Raw genomic sequence first — 16,831 nt, 5'->3', positions numbered from 1 at the left:
CACCACCGGAAATCTGGGGTCAAAACCCTCCCGTACACGGGTCAGCTATCGTAGGGGCAAGCGCGTAGACCGACAACCACCACCGGAAATCTGGGGTCAAAACCCGCCCGTACACGGGTCAGAAGTATTTCACGCACCACATCAAGCAGCGATCGCCCGCCCAGGTAAGAACGGTCTGCGGAAGCGGTCTTCTAAACCGTCCCATTGCATCACGACCTGACTTCCCATCTGTTCTTGTTGCTTTGCCCACATTGAGAGCAAGTCCATGCTGGAGTGGTCGATGTAAGCCAGCTTGTCTAAGTGAACGTGCAGTTCTTTTTGAGGTGGCAACTGTTCTAAAGCTGCTGCTAGTTTGGGCAACCGAATAAATGTTGCTGCTCCCTCTAGGTAGATATCGATTCGAGACCGATCGTCGTCTCGTCGCATATGGATATTTAAGCGAGACATTTTGTACAGCAGTGTCATTGCTGTTAAAACGATGCCAATCAATACGCCTGAGAGCAGATCTGTAACCACAATGCCAATAAAGGTAGCGAAGAAAATGGCGAGGGGAGCTTTCCCGTAAAATTGCAGCTTGCGGATGTGTTCGATCTCGATCAGCTTGATACCTGTGACCAATAGAATTGCGGCTAAGCTGGAAGTGGGAATCATCCGCAGCAAGCCAGGGGCAGCAACGACTAAAACTAGTATCCAGACACCGTGCAGGATGGCAGATAATTTAGTTTTTCCGCCCGCTTCGACGTTGACCGAACTGCGCGCAATTACCCCTGTCATTGGTAACGCCCCCAGCGCACCGCAAATCATATTACCAATTCCCTGCGCGGAAAGTTCTTTGTCAAAATCCGTTCTCTCGCCTGAATGCAAGCGGTCTACGGCAACAGCTGAGAGCAAACTTTCGGCACTGGCAATAAAGGCGATCGCTAATGCTTCTAAAATTAGCGGTGCGTGCAGCAAGCGAAATAATCCGGCAGGTTGCGGTAATTGTACTGCTTCTAATAAATTGCCAGGGACGTTGACATATTGGATCGGCAGTCGTAATGAAGTGGCGATCGCCGTGGTTAAAACTACACCAATTAGCGCTCCTGGTAATAATCGCAGGCGTTGAGGTTTAAACTTATCCCACAAGAGAATTATCGCAATGGTAGCGATCGCAATCAGCGCGGCAATATGATGGTTGCTGCCAGCAGGGGGTAAGACTGCTTTTTGAATTGAAGCGGGAATAGCAAGCAAATTATCTAACCCGTGAGTGTGGGGCTTGTCATCAATGGCAACATGGAATTGAGAGGCAAAAATTAACACGCCGATTCCTGCTAGCATTCCATAAATTACGGCTGGGGACATGGCACGAAAGATTTGCCCTAGTTTGAACGCTCCCGCCAACCACTGCATGAAACCTGCTAGCAGCAACACCGGACCCAACATTTCGATCCCATATTCTTGAATCAGTTCTGCAACGACCACTGCTAGTCCGGCGGCGGGTCCGCTGACCTGTAAGGGGGAACCCGAAAAAATATTGACTACCATCCCGCCGATGATGCCTGTAATCAAGCCTCTTGCTGGCGGGACTCCAGAGGCGATCGCGATCCCCATACACAAAGGTAGAGCGACCAGAAAGACGACAATTGAGGCAAGAAGATCGTTGGTTACACCGCGAGTGAAAAGGCGTTTGTTTTTGATCCCTTCTCGAATTCTCATGCTTTCCTCCATTTATGACTCTATTGATGAATTGCATTTTATGAATTGCATTGATTTGCTTTCTAGCAGCGATCGGAAATCGCCTAAATCTTTTACAGTTCCTCCGATCTAATTGGCTAAAATTAGCAACTGACTTCATTTGTGTTTTTTGTTTGAAGTCGATCTCGTTGCTTGTTTTTCTCCATTTTTCGTAACACAGTTAACAAAAAACTCGTATAGAATGGAGTTGTGAGATCGAAAAAAATTTGGTTTTTTGTTTTTGATTTTGTTTCAGGCTTGTTTCATCACTACTATCAAATTGACCAAAACCAAGAAGCTCTTAACAAGCAGCACAAAGTTACCGTTCGCTTTTAGAACGGTTAACAGGATATTGCCTTGCTAGTAGCTAGCGATCGCGCTCGATATTAGTCAAGCCAGGAAAAAAATGCCAGCCATAACCCTTCCAGCCACTCTTTTAATAATTTTGAGGGGTGGATTTATCAGTATTTACTTATCTTAATGATAGAGTAACAACACCTAAATATTCAAGAATTTTTGTGAGTTTTGCATGAAGCCTGAATGAGAAAGTTCTCACATTCATCTAAAACTGGTAGCAACATGGATGAAATTTAATCGCAACTGATTTATATAGAAATCTATAAAACGATTCAACCGTACCGCTTTGTATCTTAAATAATAAAAGTGACAATCTCGTAACAAGAATAAGATTTAATAATTAGCGATCGAGGTATTATTTAATACTCCAATAATAATATTTTTTTGAATTCATCTATCCGATGATAGATAAGATTTTCTAGTAAGGTAGGCATTGCCCACCTTACATTTAAATTTGACTGATTTCTCTACTCCCTACTCCCTACTCCCTACTCCCTACTCCCTGCTCTCTAAGAATGTTGTGGAATTACTCTTCCACAGGGATAAGTCGCGATCGGTTGTTCTGTAGCAGCATCAGCCACCGCTGCCGGAATCTTATCTGTAGGTTGAGTTTTAGCAGCTAAGTAATCGGTGCGGAGTTGTTCTAGTATCTGTTCGCGGCGATCGTATAGGCGTTTCAGGGGACGCTGGGGACACTGGTTGAGAACGTATGCGGTAACGAGGGGAAGGGCGATCGTGCTGTCGGTGTAGCAAACTACCGTACTGGGAAGTTCTTCAGGATCGATTTTTCCCCAACTGACAGCTTCGCTGGGGGTGGCTCCAGATAAACCGCCAGTATCGGGACGCGCATCGGTAAACTGGATAAAGTAATCGTGTCCCCGTTCTTCCAACCCTAGTACTTCGTGAAGTTGGGGTTGAGTTTGTAATAAGAAATTTTTGGGACTACCACCACCGAGAATCAACGCTGCGCTTTTCCCTTCCGATTCTCTAGCAGAATAGGCGATCGCGGCTGTCTCATTGACATCTAGCGACGGATCGAGAATTAATTTCGAGCCTTCCAAAGCCAAAGCCGCAACATTCATCCCAATTGAACTATCTCCAGGCGAAGAAGTATAGATCGGTACGCCGCATTCATAAGCCGTTGCCAGCAAACAAGAATGCTTCACTCCAATTTGCTTTTCGACTTCACGGATGTATTTACCCAGCAAGTAGTGGAATTCTGCCGTTCCCATGCGTTTTTGGAAAGGTTCCGCTTGAAGAATCTTACGAATGAAAGCATCCGTTTCCAGCAGCACGTCATAACCGAACATAATGTCATAAATGCGAATCGTGCCTTCCTGACGCAACTTCACATCGTCTACAAACGGATTACCTTTATACAGTTCAAAACCTAACCCATAGTGCATATCGTGATAGAGATTAGCACCAGTACTGATCGCCCAATCGATAAAACCATGCCGAATCAGGGGCGCTAAGGCAGAAACTCCATATCCAGCAGGGGTCATGGCTCCCGATAGGCTCAAGCCTACAGTGACATCCTCGCGAAACACTTCTCGACTCAACAACTGGCAGATTTCCCGTAATCTTGCTGAGTTATATGCCGTGAAGTAATTATCGATCAAATCCACGACGCTAACATCAGCTGTCATAGGCGCGGGGTCGATTTTGTTGCTGGGCAGTTTTGACATGATTTCACTCCAAGTTGAAGGGACAAGAAAGAAGTCTAGAAGTCAAAAGTCGAAAGTCAAAAGTCAAAGTTTACCACTAACTACTCTTCGCTGATAACTGGTCACTGGTCAGGAGTCACTGATAACTGGTCACTGATAACTGATCGCTGATAACTGGTCACTGGTCACTGGTTACTGATTGATGCAACGCCTTAAGAAAGCGATCGCATGTCAATTGACTAAAACAGACAAGAATTACTTGCGAGATCGAATCATTGGTAGACAAAAAAGCCTGAACTTCCCTCACAGCAATTTGTGCGGCGCGATCGATAGGAAAGCGATACACACCCGTGCTGATAGCGGGAAAAGCAATAGTTTTAACTTCATGTTGCACTGCTAAAGTCAAGCTACTGCGATAACAACTTGCTAAAAGTTCATCCTCACCGCGATCGCCACCTTCCCACACTGGACCAACAGTATGAATCACCCACTTGGCGGGTAAGTTATACCCTTGAGTAATTTTAGCCGCACCTGTGGCACACCCCCTTAACTGACGACATTCTGCTAACAACTGGGAGCCAGCCGCGCGATGAATTGCCCCATCTACGCCGCCACCACCCAACAGTGAATTATTGGCAGCATTAACGATCGCATCCACTTGCAACTGAGTAATATCGCCTTGAATCACCGTAATTTTGTCTGTCATTACTCATTACCCATTACCCATTACCAACCCATGCAAACTCAATATTAGTAGTAAATGTCAACTGATAACTGACAACTGATAACTGACAACTGACAACTGACAACTGACAACTGATAACTGACAACTGATAACTGATATTTGTTACACTTTGGCTGGATATCTTTGAGATCGATTCATGACTGCCACCCAGATCGAATCCCATTCCCTCAGTGCGATCGCTCTTTCTACTCGCGATGCCGCGCGTCAACTCGCAGTTGTGTCTACTGAAGCGAAAAACAAAGCAATTGAAGCGATCGCTCAATCGTTAGAAGCCCAAGCTGAGGAAATTTTGGCAGCAAATGCGGCTGATTGCAAAGCAGCTGAAGCGGAAGGAATTGCCAAACCACTCTACAACCGCCTCAAATTAGATGCAACTAAGCTCAAAAGTGCGATCGCGGGGGTGCGAGATGTGGGTAAATTACCCGATCCCGTGGGTGCGGTGCAGATTCATCGCGAACTCGATACAGGGTTAGTTCTTCAGCGCGTTACTTGCCCTTTGGGAGTATTAGGTGTCATTTTTGAAGCTAGACCCGATGCGGCAATTCAAATCTCTTTATTAGCAATCAAATCGGGAAATGGTGTCATCCTCAAAGGTGGTAAGGAAGCCGTGCGATCTTGCGAGGCGATCGTCAAAGCGATCCACCACGGACTTTCTCAAACAGAAATTAACCCAGCCGTAGTCCAATTGCTGACAACGCGAGAAGAGACAATGGCGCTGTTGCAGCTAGATGAATATGTCGATCTGATTATTCCAAGGGGTTCTAACTCTTTCGTGCGCTTCGTACAAGAAAATACCCGCATTCCTGTTTTAGGTCATGCAGATGGTATCTGTCACGCTTACATAGATAAAGCAGCTGATATTGCCAAGGCAGTAGAGATTACTGTTGATGCCAAAACCCATTATCCCGCCGCTTGCAATGCTATAGAAACTTTATTGGTACATCAATATATTGCCCCTGAATTTTTACCGCTAGTTGCCCGTGCGTTACAAGAACGCCAGGTAGAATTGCGCGGTGACGATCGCACTCGCAAAATTATTGATGTAGCCGCAGCAACCGAGGCAGATTGGACGACGGAATACAGCGATTTGATTTTAGCAATTAAGGTAGTAGATTCTCTAGATGAAGCGATCGCCCACATTAATACTTATGGATCGCGACACACAGAGGCGATCGTCACTGAAGATCCGACAACTGCAAAAACATTTTTAGCCCAAGTCGATGCAGCAGGAGTTTATCATAACTGTTCAACTCGCTTTGCTGATGGCTTCCGTTACGGCTTTGGTGCAGAAGTTGGCATCAGCACCCACAAATTACCACCCCGTGGTCCTGTTGGTTTAGAAGGATTAGTTACATATAAATACCAGCTTACAGGCGACGGACACATCGCTGCTACTTACACGGGGATGAATGCTAAATCTTTCACTCACAAGGATTTATAGTAAGGACGCAGATTTATAGTAGGGGCGCACAGCCGTGCGCCCCTACAGTAACATTCATCACATAGAAAACTAGCATGGCGCATCCTCAACGCATCCAACCTGCTCCCGGTCAAGAATCAGTCTGGGATTACCCCAGACCTCCTCGATTGGAGGATGTTAACAAGCAGATTCAAATTATTTTCAATGGTGTAGAAATTGCCAATACTCGCCATGCCAAGCGCGTACTCGAAACCAGCCATCCCCCGGTTTACTATATCCCTCCTAGCGATATTAAAATGGAGTACCTCGTCAGAACACCCAATGCGAGTTTTTGCGAATGGAAAGGTCGAGCAGGATATTACACTATTGTTGTCGGCGACAAACAGGCTGAGAATGTAGCCTGGTTTTATCCCGACCCCACGCCAAGTTTTGCCCCGATTAAAGATTATGTAGCTTTTTATGCTCATGTCATGGATGCTTGCTATGTCGATGGGGAAAAAGTACAGCCTCAGCCAGGGAACTTTTATGGTGGCTGGATTACGAGCGATATTGTTGGACCATTTAAAGGTGTTCCTGGTAGTTGGGGTTGGTAGGTTGCCAACAATTTGCCAAAGTTTGTAATTCAGTTAGAGCGAATATTTTTAATTCGATCGCCTTCCTAGATATAAGTCAAAAAATTGTTGGTGCGATCGCAACTTAAGGTAAAGTTAAATTCATCTTTCTGCAATGATTTCTACACTTGGCGCTTTAAAATTTTTAACCTCATTGTCTAGCTAGTATTGCTAGCATCTAGAATGTTTGTGCTTGGTAATGTTCACGCTCAGCCCATTGTGGTGAGGTTTCCCATGTCCGAGTTGGAAATCGACGCAAGCAGAGAAGAAAGAATCGAAATGGAAGTCGTCGTTGATGCTTATGACGAAGAAGAACGGCGACTAGGTTGGTATTACTATCTCGATAACAAGATTAAATTTCCTTTCAACGCCATCTGGATTTCAGAAGAGCGTCCGATTGACTCGGAAGATGAAGTAGAAATCGAAGGTGAAGAAGTCGAAGTTATCGGAATGGCATCGGAAGAAGAATGCCAAGACGATATGTATGTAGAAATCGTTTATCAAGAAGAGGGTACGGAAGATACTTTTGCCGTACCTTTATATGATGTCGTACCGATGGAAGTTGATGACGACACGTTAGAAGCGATCGAAGATTGGTATTATTGGGTCGAGCGCGGCTATGAGTGGTAATTGAGGGAGCAGTTATCAGTTATCAGTTATCAGTTATCAGTGTTGCTCCCTCAGCTTCCTTAGCAACCTTGCGTCCCCCAGCTGCCTCTGCTTCCTTGTCCCCTTTGTCTTCTATTTATTCCCGTAATAAAAAGCGACTTCCTTCTCCTTAAGTGGTGCAAAACCAGCATCGAGTAGCATTTGGTTGAGTTCCGCTTGGGAAATGTGCTTCGCACCGATGCGCACGATCCGCGATCGCATTGTATTTGACACGCCACTGCGCTGTCTTCCTGCTTCTAGCGCCATGACTTGATGGTAAAGTTCCAACTTGACAGGAGGAATTGGGGAGCCGTCCAAATCGATCCCATCCGCAATTGCGCGATCGACGGCATCTGCTCCCAAAGTGTTATCTAGTGACGTTTCCGCAGACATAGCTATATGAGAAGATCTACGGATGCATTCTACCAAGAGAGATTGGCAAAATCAAAACAAAAAGCATCCACAGAAATTTTTCTGTTACAAATAGAAAAAATCTGCTTGGTTGCGCGTGAAGCGAAGCTACCCCGAAGGGAATTGCCTACTTGTCACTCTCAACATTTTCGATCTAACCTCAAGCCAGCCACTCACAAGCGTCACTATGTCAGACTCTCTCAAACCCAACTCCAACGACCGTTCGTTGCAAAGAGCATTTACTAACAGGATTGTAGACGAGTATTTTGACCATACGGAAAGTTGGTTGCGGGCAATTTTGCGCATGTCTGTCTTTTCTCTCACCTACATTGACGGACACTCAGCCATGCTAATTGAATGCCCCAACCAGGCTGTTGCTAGGCGGCTCAGTCGCAAAACAGCCCCTCTACAACAAGTAGTGTCTTACATCAGTAGCAGCTACCCATATAGCCACCGCGTGTTGATTTGCTACCAAGAAGCAGAACGGTCGAGCTGGCGCTGTTTTGACACAAATACCAATACTTGGAAGAGTTGGGAGAGCTTGCAAACACCTACTGCCACCAGCGACCAGTGAACAGTTATCAGTTATCGTAGGGGCGGGTTTAGCAACAGATTCAGCGTTTGTGTCAATCCAGCTTTGCCCAAAACCCGCCCGTACAGGACATAGGAGCGGGTGCGCGCAAGATCCACTATCCCATCTGTAAATCTAAGGTCAAAACCCGCCCGTACAGTTATCAGTTATCAGTTGTCAGTAGCCCCTCGTTGGGTTGCTAAACCAGCCAGTAACGCACCTACCACTTCACTAACCCAAAATCCAGTCGTACTACCTTGCCAGAGCGCTCCTGGGATCGCCCAAGCTTGACAAATTTCCTTGCCTCCCCACTGGAATTGTTGACAGTTTTGCTGGTGTACCCATGCACTAATTTGCCCACCTGCGATCGCACCAAAACATCCCGCTGCCAACGCGACAAAGGTACAAACCAACATTCTTTTTTTGTTTGTCATTGGTCATTAGTCATTTGTAAACGCGATCGCCAACTACCAACTACCAACTACCAACTACCAATCAACCAGTATTCCTCATCCCGGCGGCGATTCCATTGATAGTTAACAATGCACCGCGCAATAATTCGCCTTTACTATGACGGGAATCAATGATGCCTGTCGTACTCGGGTTGCTGTATTGCCGCAGTCGCTTCAGCAATGAAACCTGCAAAAATCCTAACGGTACAATCGTCGCGCTTCGCAACTGTACGGACTGCTGTAGGACTGGATCGCCGTCGAGCAGGCGTTTATGACCTGTAATACTCAGTACTAAGTCAGTTGTGAGGTGAAACTCTTGCAAAATTTGCTCGAATAGCCGCTCAAATCGTTCTAAGTCTTGGGGTTTCGATAACTCCTTGACGTAGTGATGAGCGATTTGCATGTCTACTTTTGCCAGCGTCATCTCTACTTTAGAAATTGCCATTTTGAAGAAGGGCCACTTCATGTAGAAATAACGTAACAATTTGAGGTGTTGCTCTGGTTCCTCGTTTAAAAATTCCTGCAAAGCTGCGCCGACACCATACCAAGCAGGTAGGAGAAAACGGCTTTGCGTCCAACTAAACACCCAAGGAATTGCCCGCAAACCACTTAAATCTTTTTTTCCACCTTGTCGTCGTGCGGGGCGAGAGCTGATTTGCAGCTGGCTGATCTCGTCAATCGGAGTCACTTGGTGGAAAAAGTCAATGAAATCTGGTTGCTCGTAGATCAGGGCGCGATAATGTTGCCGCGATCGCGCTGCTAGCTCTTCTAATATTTCATTCCATGGTTGAATATTATCAAAGCCCGTGCGTAACAAGCTAGCCTGAATCACGGCAGTCGAAATCGTTTCTAAGTTGTAAAGCGCCAACTCTGGCAGCGAATATTTAGAGGCTAAAACCTCACCCTGTTCGGTAATCTTAATTCTGCCATTGATACTATGTCCGGGTTGAGCCAAAATTGCCTCGTATGCAGGACCACCACCACGTCCTACCGAGCCGCCGCGTCCGTGAAAAATTCTCAAATCGACTCCATGCTGTTCGGCAACTTGTTGGAGTGCTTTTTGCGCTTTGTGAATTTCCCAATTGCTGCTGAGAAACCCAGAATCCTTGTTGCTATCTGAGTAACCCAACATCACCTCTTGTAAGTGAGCAGTAAGTGGAGAGTGGCTAGTGGCTAGTGGCTGGTGACTAGAATTGTTTCCTTGTCTTCTTGTCTCCTTGTCCCCTTGTCCCACCGACTCCCGACTCCCGACTCCCGACTCCCGTTTTATCGCTTCATACCCTCCTGCCAACAAAGCGCGATAAAACTTCAGTTCGAATAGCTGTTGCATGATGCTGGGGGCGCGTTGCAAGTCCTCTACCGTCTCAAATAGAGGTACGACTTGGATCGTCCCGATTCCTGTTGCTGGATCGTAGAGTCCAGCTTCTTTAGCTAGTAACAGCACCTCTAGCAAATCGCTCAGATCGCGGCTCATGCTGATAATGTAACTCTGGCAAACCTGCACGCCAAACTCTTGCTGTAACAAACGCACGACGCGCAAAGTTTCGATCGCTTCGTTGGTTTTTTCACTAAAAGGTAGTTCGGCGGGAATCAACGGACGACGAGTCTGCAATTCTTCCGACAACCACTTGACTCTTTCTGCTTCTGACAATTCGTTATATGACTGAGGCAGAATTTGTAGATATTCCAACACTTCATTGAAAGCATGGGCGTGGCGAGAAGATTCTTGGCGAATATCGAGGTGAGCTAGGTTAAAGTCATAAATTTCTACTTGACAAATCAGGCTATCAAGTTCTCGGCAGTTTAAGCCTGTTTCTGACAAGTTGCGTTGAATTAGTCGTAATTCCGCGAGAAAGTCAAGCCCAGATTTATAGACTGCCGTGGTGACGTTCTCTTCTTGAATTTCTTGCTTGCGCAGATTCTTGTTGTACAGGCGCGCGTTACGCTCGAATGTATTTTCTAGTCGCTTCAAAATGTAGGCAAGCTTGAGCCGATACGGTTCTTGACGATACCGCAGGGCAAGTGCTTCATACACTTCGTTCATCTGCAACCGATCCTGCTCCAGAGATTCTAATAAATCTGGCAGGACATCGCTCCAGTGCAGCGATATGCTCAATAAATTTGTCAGTCGCTTGACTGAATGAATGTATTTTTCCAACACCAACTGGCGTTGATAGCAAGCCGTTTGCCACGTAACTTGGGGTGTCACTGAAGGGTTGCCATCCCGATCCGATCCTACCCAGGAACCAAATTTACAAAAGTTATTACTAGGCGGACGCAAGCGGGGAAAGGCAGATGCCAGAGCGTGTTTAAATCTGTGATTCAGCAGGGGAATTTGCTCGAACAAAACTTCTTTGAAGTAGTGCAGGGCGTACTCTACCTCATCTAACACTGCTGGCTTAAACTGGTGTAACTCGTCAGTGCGCCACCAAAGGCGAATTTCTTCTGTTAGCTGTTCCCGCAGGGCTTCTGCTTCCCAAGGATTAGCACCTTCAATACTGCCCGTACTTTCCTCAATCCGATCGAGCTGTTGCAGTAGCTTGGCTAAGCGTCTTTGCTTATCGCGAATTGTAGAGCGGACGATCTCAGTTGGGTGCGCCGTAAAGACTAATCTGACATCTAATTGGTCGATCAACCGTTGAATGTGTTGCGGCGGTACGTTCATCTGCCGTAGATGGGGAAACAAGGTGTGGAAAGTCCCTTGTTTTTGCTGCTGCTGGGTAGCGTGCCAGTTTTTTTCTAACAGCTCTACGCCAGGATCTCGATTTACATCTGCTGTTTGATGTCCGTTAATTGTAGAGGTGGGTTGTGGCGTTTGATGTAGCTGCTTAGCTGCTTTTTGATGCAAAGCGCGACTGATACTCAGTTGTTGGCGTTGCTCGTAGTGCTGCTCGACAATGTTAATCAACTGGAAATAGAGTGCAAAGGCACGCGCAGCGCGAATTGCTTCGTTCAACTCTAACTGAGAGATTAATTGAACGACTTCCGATATTTGCTCGTCGATCGCTTGTCCTTCTGACGAGCATAAATCGCGTAATTGCGCCAAGAGATTCACTAATTCTTGACCGCATTCTTGTTTCAGAACAGACTCCCACAACTCCTCTACTGTTTGCAGGCGTTGCCTCAAGAACAAATCAAAGGGAGAGGTGCTGATAGTCAAAGCTTCATCATGGGAGTGGAGGAGCGAAGTCATAGGGTCTGTTCGAGTAGAGCCAGGAACAATTAATAATTGTAGAGTTGAATGCTGTCCTAATTCGTTGTTGAAGCGACAATCTTTATCTTTAATCGAAATCCTGACGAATTAGGCACGATGCAAATTATGCGTCACTAGGTTCTGATGTCGTCTCTGTTTCGGGAAATGGCAAAACTGGCAAGCGATCGCCACGAAATACTTCTTCACTGGCTTGCCCAATAGCGGTTACTGCCTGAGCTACAGCTTTACCTCCAACTAGCCCAAGTAGTAGAGAGCCAGTACCGAGCTGCAATAGGAAATTGTTGGGAATTGCAAAAAATAATACTTTTACGCCTGCGGTTTCTTTGAGGTTGGAATTGGAAGTAGGCATCTAAACCTCGCTTGGAGTGAGTCTTTACCTCTATTTTAGGAGGCGCGATCGCGAAAATTATGACTGTTTAAGTCCCTTGCTAGGGCTGCTGGAATCTAATTTTTTTTCATCCCCCTTTAGAAATATACCTCATTACATTTAAATATTTCTCTACTGAGGATTTTTCAAATTTATACTACTTTGAACTAACTATTTACCTACCAATTCTGCTTGACAAATTGACAAAGCATTGACTGCGCTCACTTCAGTTGCTGCGATCGCTATAGATTTATTGCGAATATTGCCTACAGACAGACATTTTTCCCTTTAAATATAACTTTTTTTTATATATATCCTGTTTTAACATTACTTAATAGAATTGGCAGTATGTGAAATTTTTGCTGAAGTTGTGTAAAGATATATTTACAGGCAACCAAGAAGGGAGCCTGATTCATACCAAAGCAAACAGCATTACTGTTGTTTAATTAGCAATATATAGAACCATGACAACCACATTACAAAGACGCGAAAGCGCTTCCTTGTGGGAACAGTTTTGTAACTGGGTAGCCAGCACGGAAAACCGCCTGTACATTGGCTGGTTCGGCGTGTTGATGATCCCCACCTTACTAGCTGCGACCACCTGCTTCATCGTCGCTTTCATCGCCGCACCACCGGTAGACATCGACGGGATTCGCGAACCAGTAGCAGGTTCTTTGATCTACGGCAACAACATCATCTCTGGTGCAGTTGTGCCATCTTCCAACGCCATCGGCTTGCACTTCTACCCAATTTGGGAAGCAGCATCATTAGACGAATGGCTGTACAACGGTGGACCTTACCAATTGGTAATTTTCCACTTCTTGATTGGCGTATTCTGCTACATGGGACGTGAATGGGAACTGTCCTACCGTCTAGGAATGCGTCCTTGGATCTGCGTAGCATACTCGGCACCAGTCGCAGCAGCAACCGCAGTCTTCTTGATTTACCCAATCGGACAAGGTTCATTCTCTGATGGGATGCCCTTGGGCATTTCGGGAACATTCAACTTCATGTTAGTGTTCCAAGCCGAGCATAACATCCTGATGCACCCCTTCCACCAACTCGGTGTAGCTGGTGTATTCGGTGGAGCGCTATTCAGCGCCATGCACGGTTCCTTGGTCACTTCCTCCTTGGTACGTGAAACCACCGAAACCGAATCTCAGAACTACGGTTACAAATTCGGACAAGAAGAAGAAACCTACAACATCGTAGCGGCACACGGTTACTTTGGTCGCTTAATCTTCCAATACGCCTCCTTCAACAACAGCCGTGCATTGCACTTCTTCTTAGCAGCATGGCCTGTGATCGGCATCTGGTTCACCTCCTTGGGCATCAGCACGATGGCGTTCAACCTCAACGGCTTCAACTTCAACCAGTCAGTCGTTGACTCTCAAGGACATGCGATTGGTACATGGGCAGACATCCTCAACCGCGCTAACCTGGGTATGGAAGTGATGCACGAGCGCAACGCTCACAACTTCCCCTTAGACTTAGCTGCAGTGGAAGCTCCTTCCCTCAATGGCTAGTTCGTTCTTCTAAATCATCAGCGCCTCCCATAATGGGGGGCGCTTTTTGCATTAAATATGCTCTCTTGCCACATAAGTAATAAGTACCTACATATGTACTGCTTAGGTGTAGTGCTTAGGAGGGCAGACAAAATGCTATAAATACTCTGGTAGCAGTTTAGGGAGAAAGAAAGAGTATGGGGCTTTTGCCAGCTGGCAAACGTCAAGAGATCGCCCACTTTCAAACTCAATTTGTAGGTGTTGGCATCGTGTTTTTTACAATCTGTGCGATCGCCAATTCTGCCTTAGCTTTACCACCACCAGAAGATACACCAGAAGAAGTTTTGCGAACGGAAATCTTTCTCACGGCGCGATCGCCTGTGGATGGCAAACCTCTAACTACTGCTGAATACGCTCAATTACAGGCTAAACTACAAACCCGTCCCGCACCACCTACATTGAACTCTCAAGTTCGAGAAATCGTTTTTCTACTCCAACTGCGAAAGGCAATTCGTACTTTTTTACCTTTTTTGCCTATTTGAGGAGTGGCTAGTGGCTGGTGGCTGGTGACTAGAGTTGCTTCCTCTACTCCTAGAGAGCTTCCTTGTCTCCCCCATCTCCCTTGTCTCCCCCATCTCCCTTGTCTCCTCTTCCCTGACTCCCCAAAGTCTTACCTATGGTTGAGACAAAATCAGCCTAAATACTGTTGCTTTGCTTGCTCATTTGCAAATAAATGTAAAGAGTGTGTATAAGTATGACGAGAGGAGTTTAGTAAATTTATTCCAGGTAGGTAGCTGCATGTCTATGACCACCATTGCACCAGAACAGGTAGATCGAATTATTTGGAACCAGCATCAAGATCCTTTTGAAGTGCTAGGCGCTCATTCCGTGGAACAGGAAGGCAAAACCGTCTGGGCAGTGCGAGCATACTTACCAAATGCGAGTGCAGCGTGGGTGGTACTGCCAGAGGAAAGAAAAGAATTTCCGATGGAAACCGTGCATCATCCCAATTTTTTTGAATGCACGCTCGATCTTCCCGAACTGGCAAACTATCAGTTGCGGATTTTAGAGGGAGAACACGAGCGCGTGATCTACGACCCCTACGCCTTTCGTTCTCCCCGCTTGACAGATTTTGACCTGCATCTATTTGCGGAAGGCAATCACCACCGCATTTACGAGAAATTAGGGGCGCACACCACGGAAATTAATGGCGTTCGAGGAGTTTATTTCGCTGTTTGGGCTCCGAACGCGCGCAACGTGTCAGTTATTGGAGATTTTAATCATTGGGACGGACGCAAGCACCAAATGCGTAAAGGTGCGACAGGAGTTTGGGAAATATTTGTCCCCGAACTTAAAGTCGGCGATCGCTATAAATATGAAATTAAAAATAACGATGGTCACATCTACGAAAAGTCTGACCCTTATGGCTATCAGCAAGAACCCCGACCCAAAACCGCATCCATTGTCACAGACTTAGACGCTTATCAATGGAGCGATTTGGAATGGATGGAAAAACGCCGTCATACCGACCCCCTAACACAGCCAATTTCTGTCTATGAAGTCCATCTCGGGTCGTGGTTGCACGCCTCCTCTGCCGAACCCCCCAAGTTGCCTAATGGGGAGACAGAACCCGTCGTCATTGTCTCGGAACTCAAACCGGGAGCGCGTTTTCTCACCTACCGAGAACTTGGCGATCGCCTAATTCCCTATGTGAAAGATTTAGGATACACCCATATTGAATTATTACCAATTGCAGAGCATCCCTTTGACGGCTCTTGGGGATATCAAGTCACTGGCTATTATGCTTGTACGTCCCGCTATGGCACGCCAGAAGATTTCATGTATTTTGTTGACCAATGCCACCAAAACGGTATTGGGGTAATTGTTGATTGGGTTCCAGGTCATTTTCCTAAAGATGGACACGGGTTAGCATTCTTTGATGGGACTCATCTCTACGAACACGCCGATCCGCGCAAGGGAGAACACAAAGAATGGGGAACTTTAGTATTCAACTACAGCCGCAACGAAGTGAGAAACTTCTTGGTTGCCAACGCCTTGTTCTGGTTTGATAAGTATCACATCGACGGAATTCGGGTAGATGCCGTTGCCTCAATGCTTTACCTGAACTATTGCCGCAAAGAAGGGGAATGGTTGCCAAATCAATATGGTGGCACGGAAAATTTAGAGGCAGCAGAGTTCCTACGGCAAACAAATCACGTTATTTTTAGTTATTTTCCTGGCATCGTCTCCATCGCGGAAGAATCTACCGCTTGGCCTATGGTATCTTGGCCCACGTATATGGGCGGATTAGGCTTTAATCTCAAGTGGAACATGGGCTGGATGCACGATATGCTGGATTACTTCAGTATGGACCCTTGGTTCCGCCAATTCCACCAAAATAACGTCACTTTCAGCATGTGGTATCACCACAGCGAAAATTACATGCTGGCTCTATCCCACGATGAAGTCGTACATGGCAAAAGTAACATCATCGGCAAAATGCCAGGGGATAGATGGCAGAAATTCGCCAACGTCCGCTGCTTGTTTACCTTCATGTTCGTTCACCCCGGCAAAAAAACCATGTTTATGAGCATGGAGTTCGGACAGTGGAGCGAATGGAACGTCTGGGGTGACTTAGAGTGGCAGTTGTTGCAATATGAATCACACCAACAGCTCAAGCAGTTTTTCAAAGATCTAAACCACACATATCGCTCTGAACCAGCTTTGTACAGCCAAGATTTTGCTGAAGCAGGGTTTGAGTGGATCGATTGCAGCGACAATCGCCATAGCGTAGTTGCGTTAATTCGTCGCGCCAAAGATTCAGATGATTTTGCGATCGCAGTTTGTAACTTTACTCCCCAACCGCATTCCCACTACCGAATTGGCGTACCCGAACCAGGATTTTACCAAGAGTTATTCAATAGCGATTCCCGCGAGTACGGTGGTAGCAACATGGGTAACTTAGGTGGAAAATGGACGGATGAATGGCAATACCACAATCACCCCTATTCTATCGATCTCTGTTTGCCTCCCTTGGGCGTGCTGATTTTGAAGCTAAATCGGGAAAAAACAGCAGAGGCGATGAGCAAGTCGTAAATCGTAAGTCGTAAGTCGTAAGTGAAAAGTTACTAACTACTCGCAAATGACCAA

Annotated in this window: 14 protein-coding genes; 7 read left to right on the top strand and 7 right to left on the bottom strand. The window is 46.2% G+C overall.

Annotation, left to right across the window (positions count from 1 at the left end; genetic code table 11):
• Nucleotides 1-141: 141 nt before the first annotated feature.
• From QH73_RS06250 to QH73_RS06240, 3 genes are all read right to left on the bottom strand, one after another.
• Nucleotides 142-1,695, bottom strand: a complete 1,554-nt coding sequence (locus QH73_RS06250; protein ID WP_039717470.1) for a SulP family inorganic anion transporter — start codon at nucleotides 1,693-1,695, stop codon at nucleotides 142-144.
• Nucleotides 1,696-2,579: 884 nt separating this feature from the next.
• Nucleotides 2,580-3,758, bottom strand: coding sequence for a homospermidine biosynthesis protein (locus QH73_RS06245; RefSeq protein ID WP_039715639.1), 1,179 nt, complete (start codon nucleotides 3,756-3,758; stop codon nucleotides 2,580-2,582).
• Nucleotides 3,759-3,915: 157 nt separating this feature from the next.
• Nucleotides 3,916-4,443: an O-acetyl-ADP-ribose deacetylase gene (locus QH73_RS06240; protein ID WP_039715638.1), complete on the bottom strand. Its 528-nt coding sequence runs from the start codon at nucleotides 4,441-4,443 to the stop codon at nucleotides 3,916-3,918.
• Nucleotides 4,444-4,618: 175 nt separating this feature from the next.
• Between QH73_RS06240 and QH73_RS06235 the strand changes: the two genes are divergently transcribed.
• The 3 genes from QH73_RS06235 to QH73_RS06225 all read left to right on the top strand — a co-directional run bounded on the left by QH73_RS06235 (nucleotide 4,619) and on the right by QH73_RS06225 (nucleotide 7,143).
• A complete protein-coding gene (locus tag QH73_RS06235; protein ID WP_039715637.1) occupies nucleotides 4,619-5,923 on the top strand; it encodes a glutamate-5-semialdehyde dehydrogenase in 1,305 nt (434 codons plus the stop codon).
• Nucleotides 5,924-5,997: 74 nt separating this feature from the next.
• Complete coding sequence (locus tag QH73_RS06230) at nucleotides 5,998-6,495, top strand: DUF427 domain-containing protein (protein ID WP_039715636.1); 498 nt, start codon at nucleotides 5,998-6,000, stop codon at nucleotides 6,493-6,495.
• 207 nt (nucleotides 6,496-6,702) lie between these two features.
• Nucleotides 6,703-7,143: a calcium-binding protein gene (locus QH73_RS06225; protein WP_309476455.1), complete on the top strand. Its 441-nt coding sequence runs from the start codon at nucleotides 6,703-6,705 to the stop codon at nucleotides 7,141-7,143.
• Nucleotides 7,144-7,254: 111 nt separating this feature from the next.
• Here the strand turns inward: QH73_RS06225 and QH73_RS06220 are convergent, their stop codons facing one another.
• Nucleotides 7,255-7,554, bottom strand: coding sequence for a small RNA NsiR4-regulated ssr1528 family protein (locus QH73_RS06220; RefSeq protein ID WP_039715635.1), 300 nt, complete (start codon nucleotides 7,552-7,554; stop codon nucleotides 7,255-7,257).
• 205 nt (nucleotides 7,555-7,759) lie between these two features.
• On the opposite strand from QH73_RS06220, the gene QH73_RS06215 reads away from it, so the two are divergent.
• The gene (locus QH73_RS06215) at nucleotides 7,760-8,146 is read left to right on the top strand and encodes a hypothetical protein (RefSeq protein WP_015153215.1); all 387 of its coding nucleotides are present in this window, start codon (nucleotides 7,760-7,762) and stop codon (nucleotides 8,144-8,146) included.
• A 167-nt stretch (nucleotides 8,147-8,313) separates the two neighbouring features.
• On the opposite strand, the gene QH73_RS06210 is transcribed toward QH73_RS06215, so the two are convergent.
• From QH73_RS06210 to QH73_RS06200, 3 genes are all read right to left on the bottom strand, one after another.
• Nucleotides 8,314-8,577, bottom strand: coding sequence for a hypothetical protein (locus QH73_RS06210; protein ID WP_039715634.1), 264 nt, complete (start codon nucleotides 8,575-8,577; stop codon nucleotides 8,314-8,316).
• A 61-nt stretch (nucleotides 8,578-8,638) separates the two neighbouring features.
• Entirely contained in the window at nucleotides 8,639-11,788 is a 3,150-nt protein-coding gene (locus QH73_RS06205; RefSeq protein ID WP_039715633.1) for a phosphoenolpyruvate carboxylase, read from the bottom strand.
• A gap of 124 nt (nucleotides 11,789-11,912) precedes the next feature.
• Nucleotides 11,913-12,158 (bottom strand): hypothetical protein, encoded by a 246-nt coding sequence (locus tag QH73_RS06200; RefSeq protein ID WP_039715632.1) that lies wholly within the window; start codon nucleotides 12,156-12,158, stop codon nucleotides 11,913-11,915.
• Nucleotides 12,159-12,640: 482 nt separating this feature from the next.
• Between QH73_RS06200 and psbA the strand changes: the two genes are divergently transcribed.
• From psbA to glgB, 3 genes are all read left to right on the top strand, one after another.
• Entirely contained in the window at nucleotides 12,641-13,702 is a 1,062-nt protein-coding gene (gene psbA / locus QH73_RS06195) for a photosystem II q(b) protein (protein WP_015153219.1), read from the top strand.
• A 176-nt stretch (nucleotides 13,703-13,878) separates the two neighbouring features.
• Nucleotides 13,879-14,223 carry a hypothetical protein gene (locus tag QH73_RS28070; protein WP_039715631.1) on the top strand — a complete coding sequence of 115 codons (345 nt, stop codon included), beginning with the start codon at nucleotides 13,879-13,881 and terminating at the stop codon, nucleotides 14,221-14,223.
• 262 nt (nucleotides 14,224-14,485) lie between these two features.
• On the top strand, nucleotides 14,486-16,777 hold the full coding sequence (gene glgB / locus QH73_RS06185) for a 1,4-alpha-glucan branching enzyme (RefSeq protein WP_039715630.1): 2,292 nt from the start codon (nucleotides 14,486-14,488) through the stop codon (nucleotides 16,775-16,777).
• Nucleotides 16,778-16,831 lie beyond the last annotated feature (54 nt).

Source organism: Scytonema millei VB511283 (genome assembly GCF_000817735.3).
In the GTDB taxonomy this organism is placed as follows: domain Bacteria; phylum Cyanobacteriota; class Cyanobacteriia; order Cyanobacteriales; family Chroococcidiopsidaceae; genus Chroococcidiopsis; species Chroococcidiopsis millei_B.
This window is presented reverse-complemented; position numbering and strand designations above follow the sequence as displayed.

What these genes read in the sequence shown, in the direction of transcription:
- QH73_RS06230 (WP_039715636.1), top strand. Translation starts at nt 5,998, where the DNA reads ATGGCGCATCCTCAACGCATCCAACCTGCTCCCGGTCAAGAATCAGTC.
- QH73_RS06240 (WP_039715638.1), bottom strand. Translation starts at nt 4,443, where the DNA reads ATGACAGACAAAATTACGGTGATTCAAGGCGATATTACTCAGTTGCAA.
- QH73_RS06200 (WP_039715632.1), bottom strand. Translation starts at nt 12,158, where the DNA reads ATGCCTACTTCCAATTCCAACCTCAAAGAAACCGCAGGCGTAAAAGTA.
- QH73_RS06220 (WP_039715635.1), bottom strand. Translation starts at nt 7,554, where the DNA reads ATGTCTGCGGAAACGTCACTAGATAACACTTTGGGAGCAGATGCCGTC.
- QH73_RS06245 (WP_039715639.1), bottom strand. Translation starts at nt 3,758, where the DNA reads ATGTCAAAACTGCCCAGCAACAAAATCGACCCCGCGCCTATGACAGCT.
- psbA (WP_015153219.1), top strand. Translation starts at nt 12,641, where the DNA reads ATGACAACCACATTACAAAGACGCGAAAGCGCTTCCTTGTGGGAACAG.
- glgB (WP_039715630.1), top strand. Translation starts at nt 14,486, where the DNA reads ATGACCACCATTGCACCAGAACAGGTAGATCGAATTATTTGGAACCAG.
- QH73_RS28070 (WP_039715631.1), top strand. Translation starts at nt 13,879, where the DNA reads ATGGGGCTTTTGCCAGCTGGCAAACGTCAAGAGATCGCCCACTTTCAA.
- QH73_RS06235 (WP_039715637.1), top strand. Translation starts at nt 4,619, where the DNA reads ATGACTGCCACCCAGATCGAATCCCATTCCCTCAGTGCGATCGCTCTT.
- QH73_RS06210 (WP_039715634.1), bottom strand. Translation starts at nt 8,577, where the DNA reads ATGACAAACAAAAAAAGAATGTTGGTTTGTACCTTTGTCGCGTTGGCA.
- QH73_RS06250 (WP_039717470.1), bottom strand. Translation starts at nt 1,695, where the DNA reads ATGAGAATTCGAGAAGGGATCAAAAACAAACGCCTTTTCACTCGCGGT.
- QH73_RS06205 (WP_039715633.1), bottom strand. Translation starts at nt 11,788, where the DNA reads ATGACTTCGCTCCTCCACTCCCATGATGAAGCTTTGACTATCAGCACC.
- QH73_RS06215 (WP_015153215.1), top strand. Translation starts at nt 7,760, where the DNA reads ATGTCAGACTCTCTCAAACCCAACTCCAACGACCGTTCGTTGCAAAGA.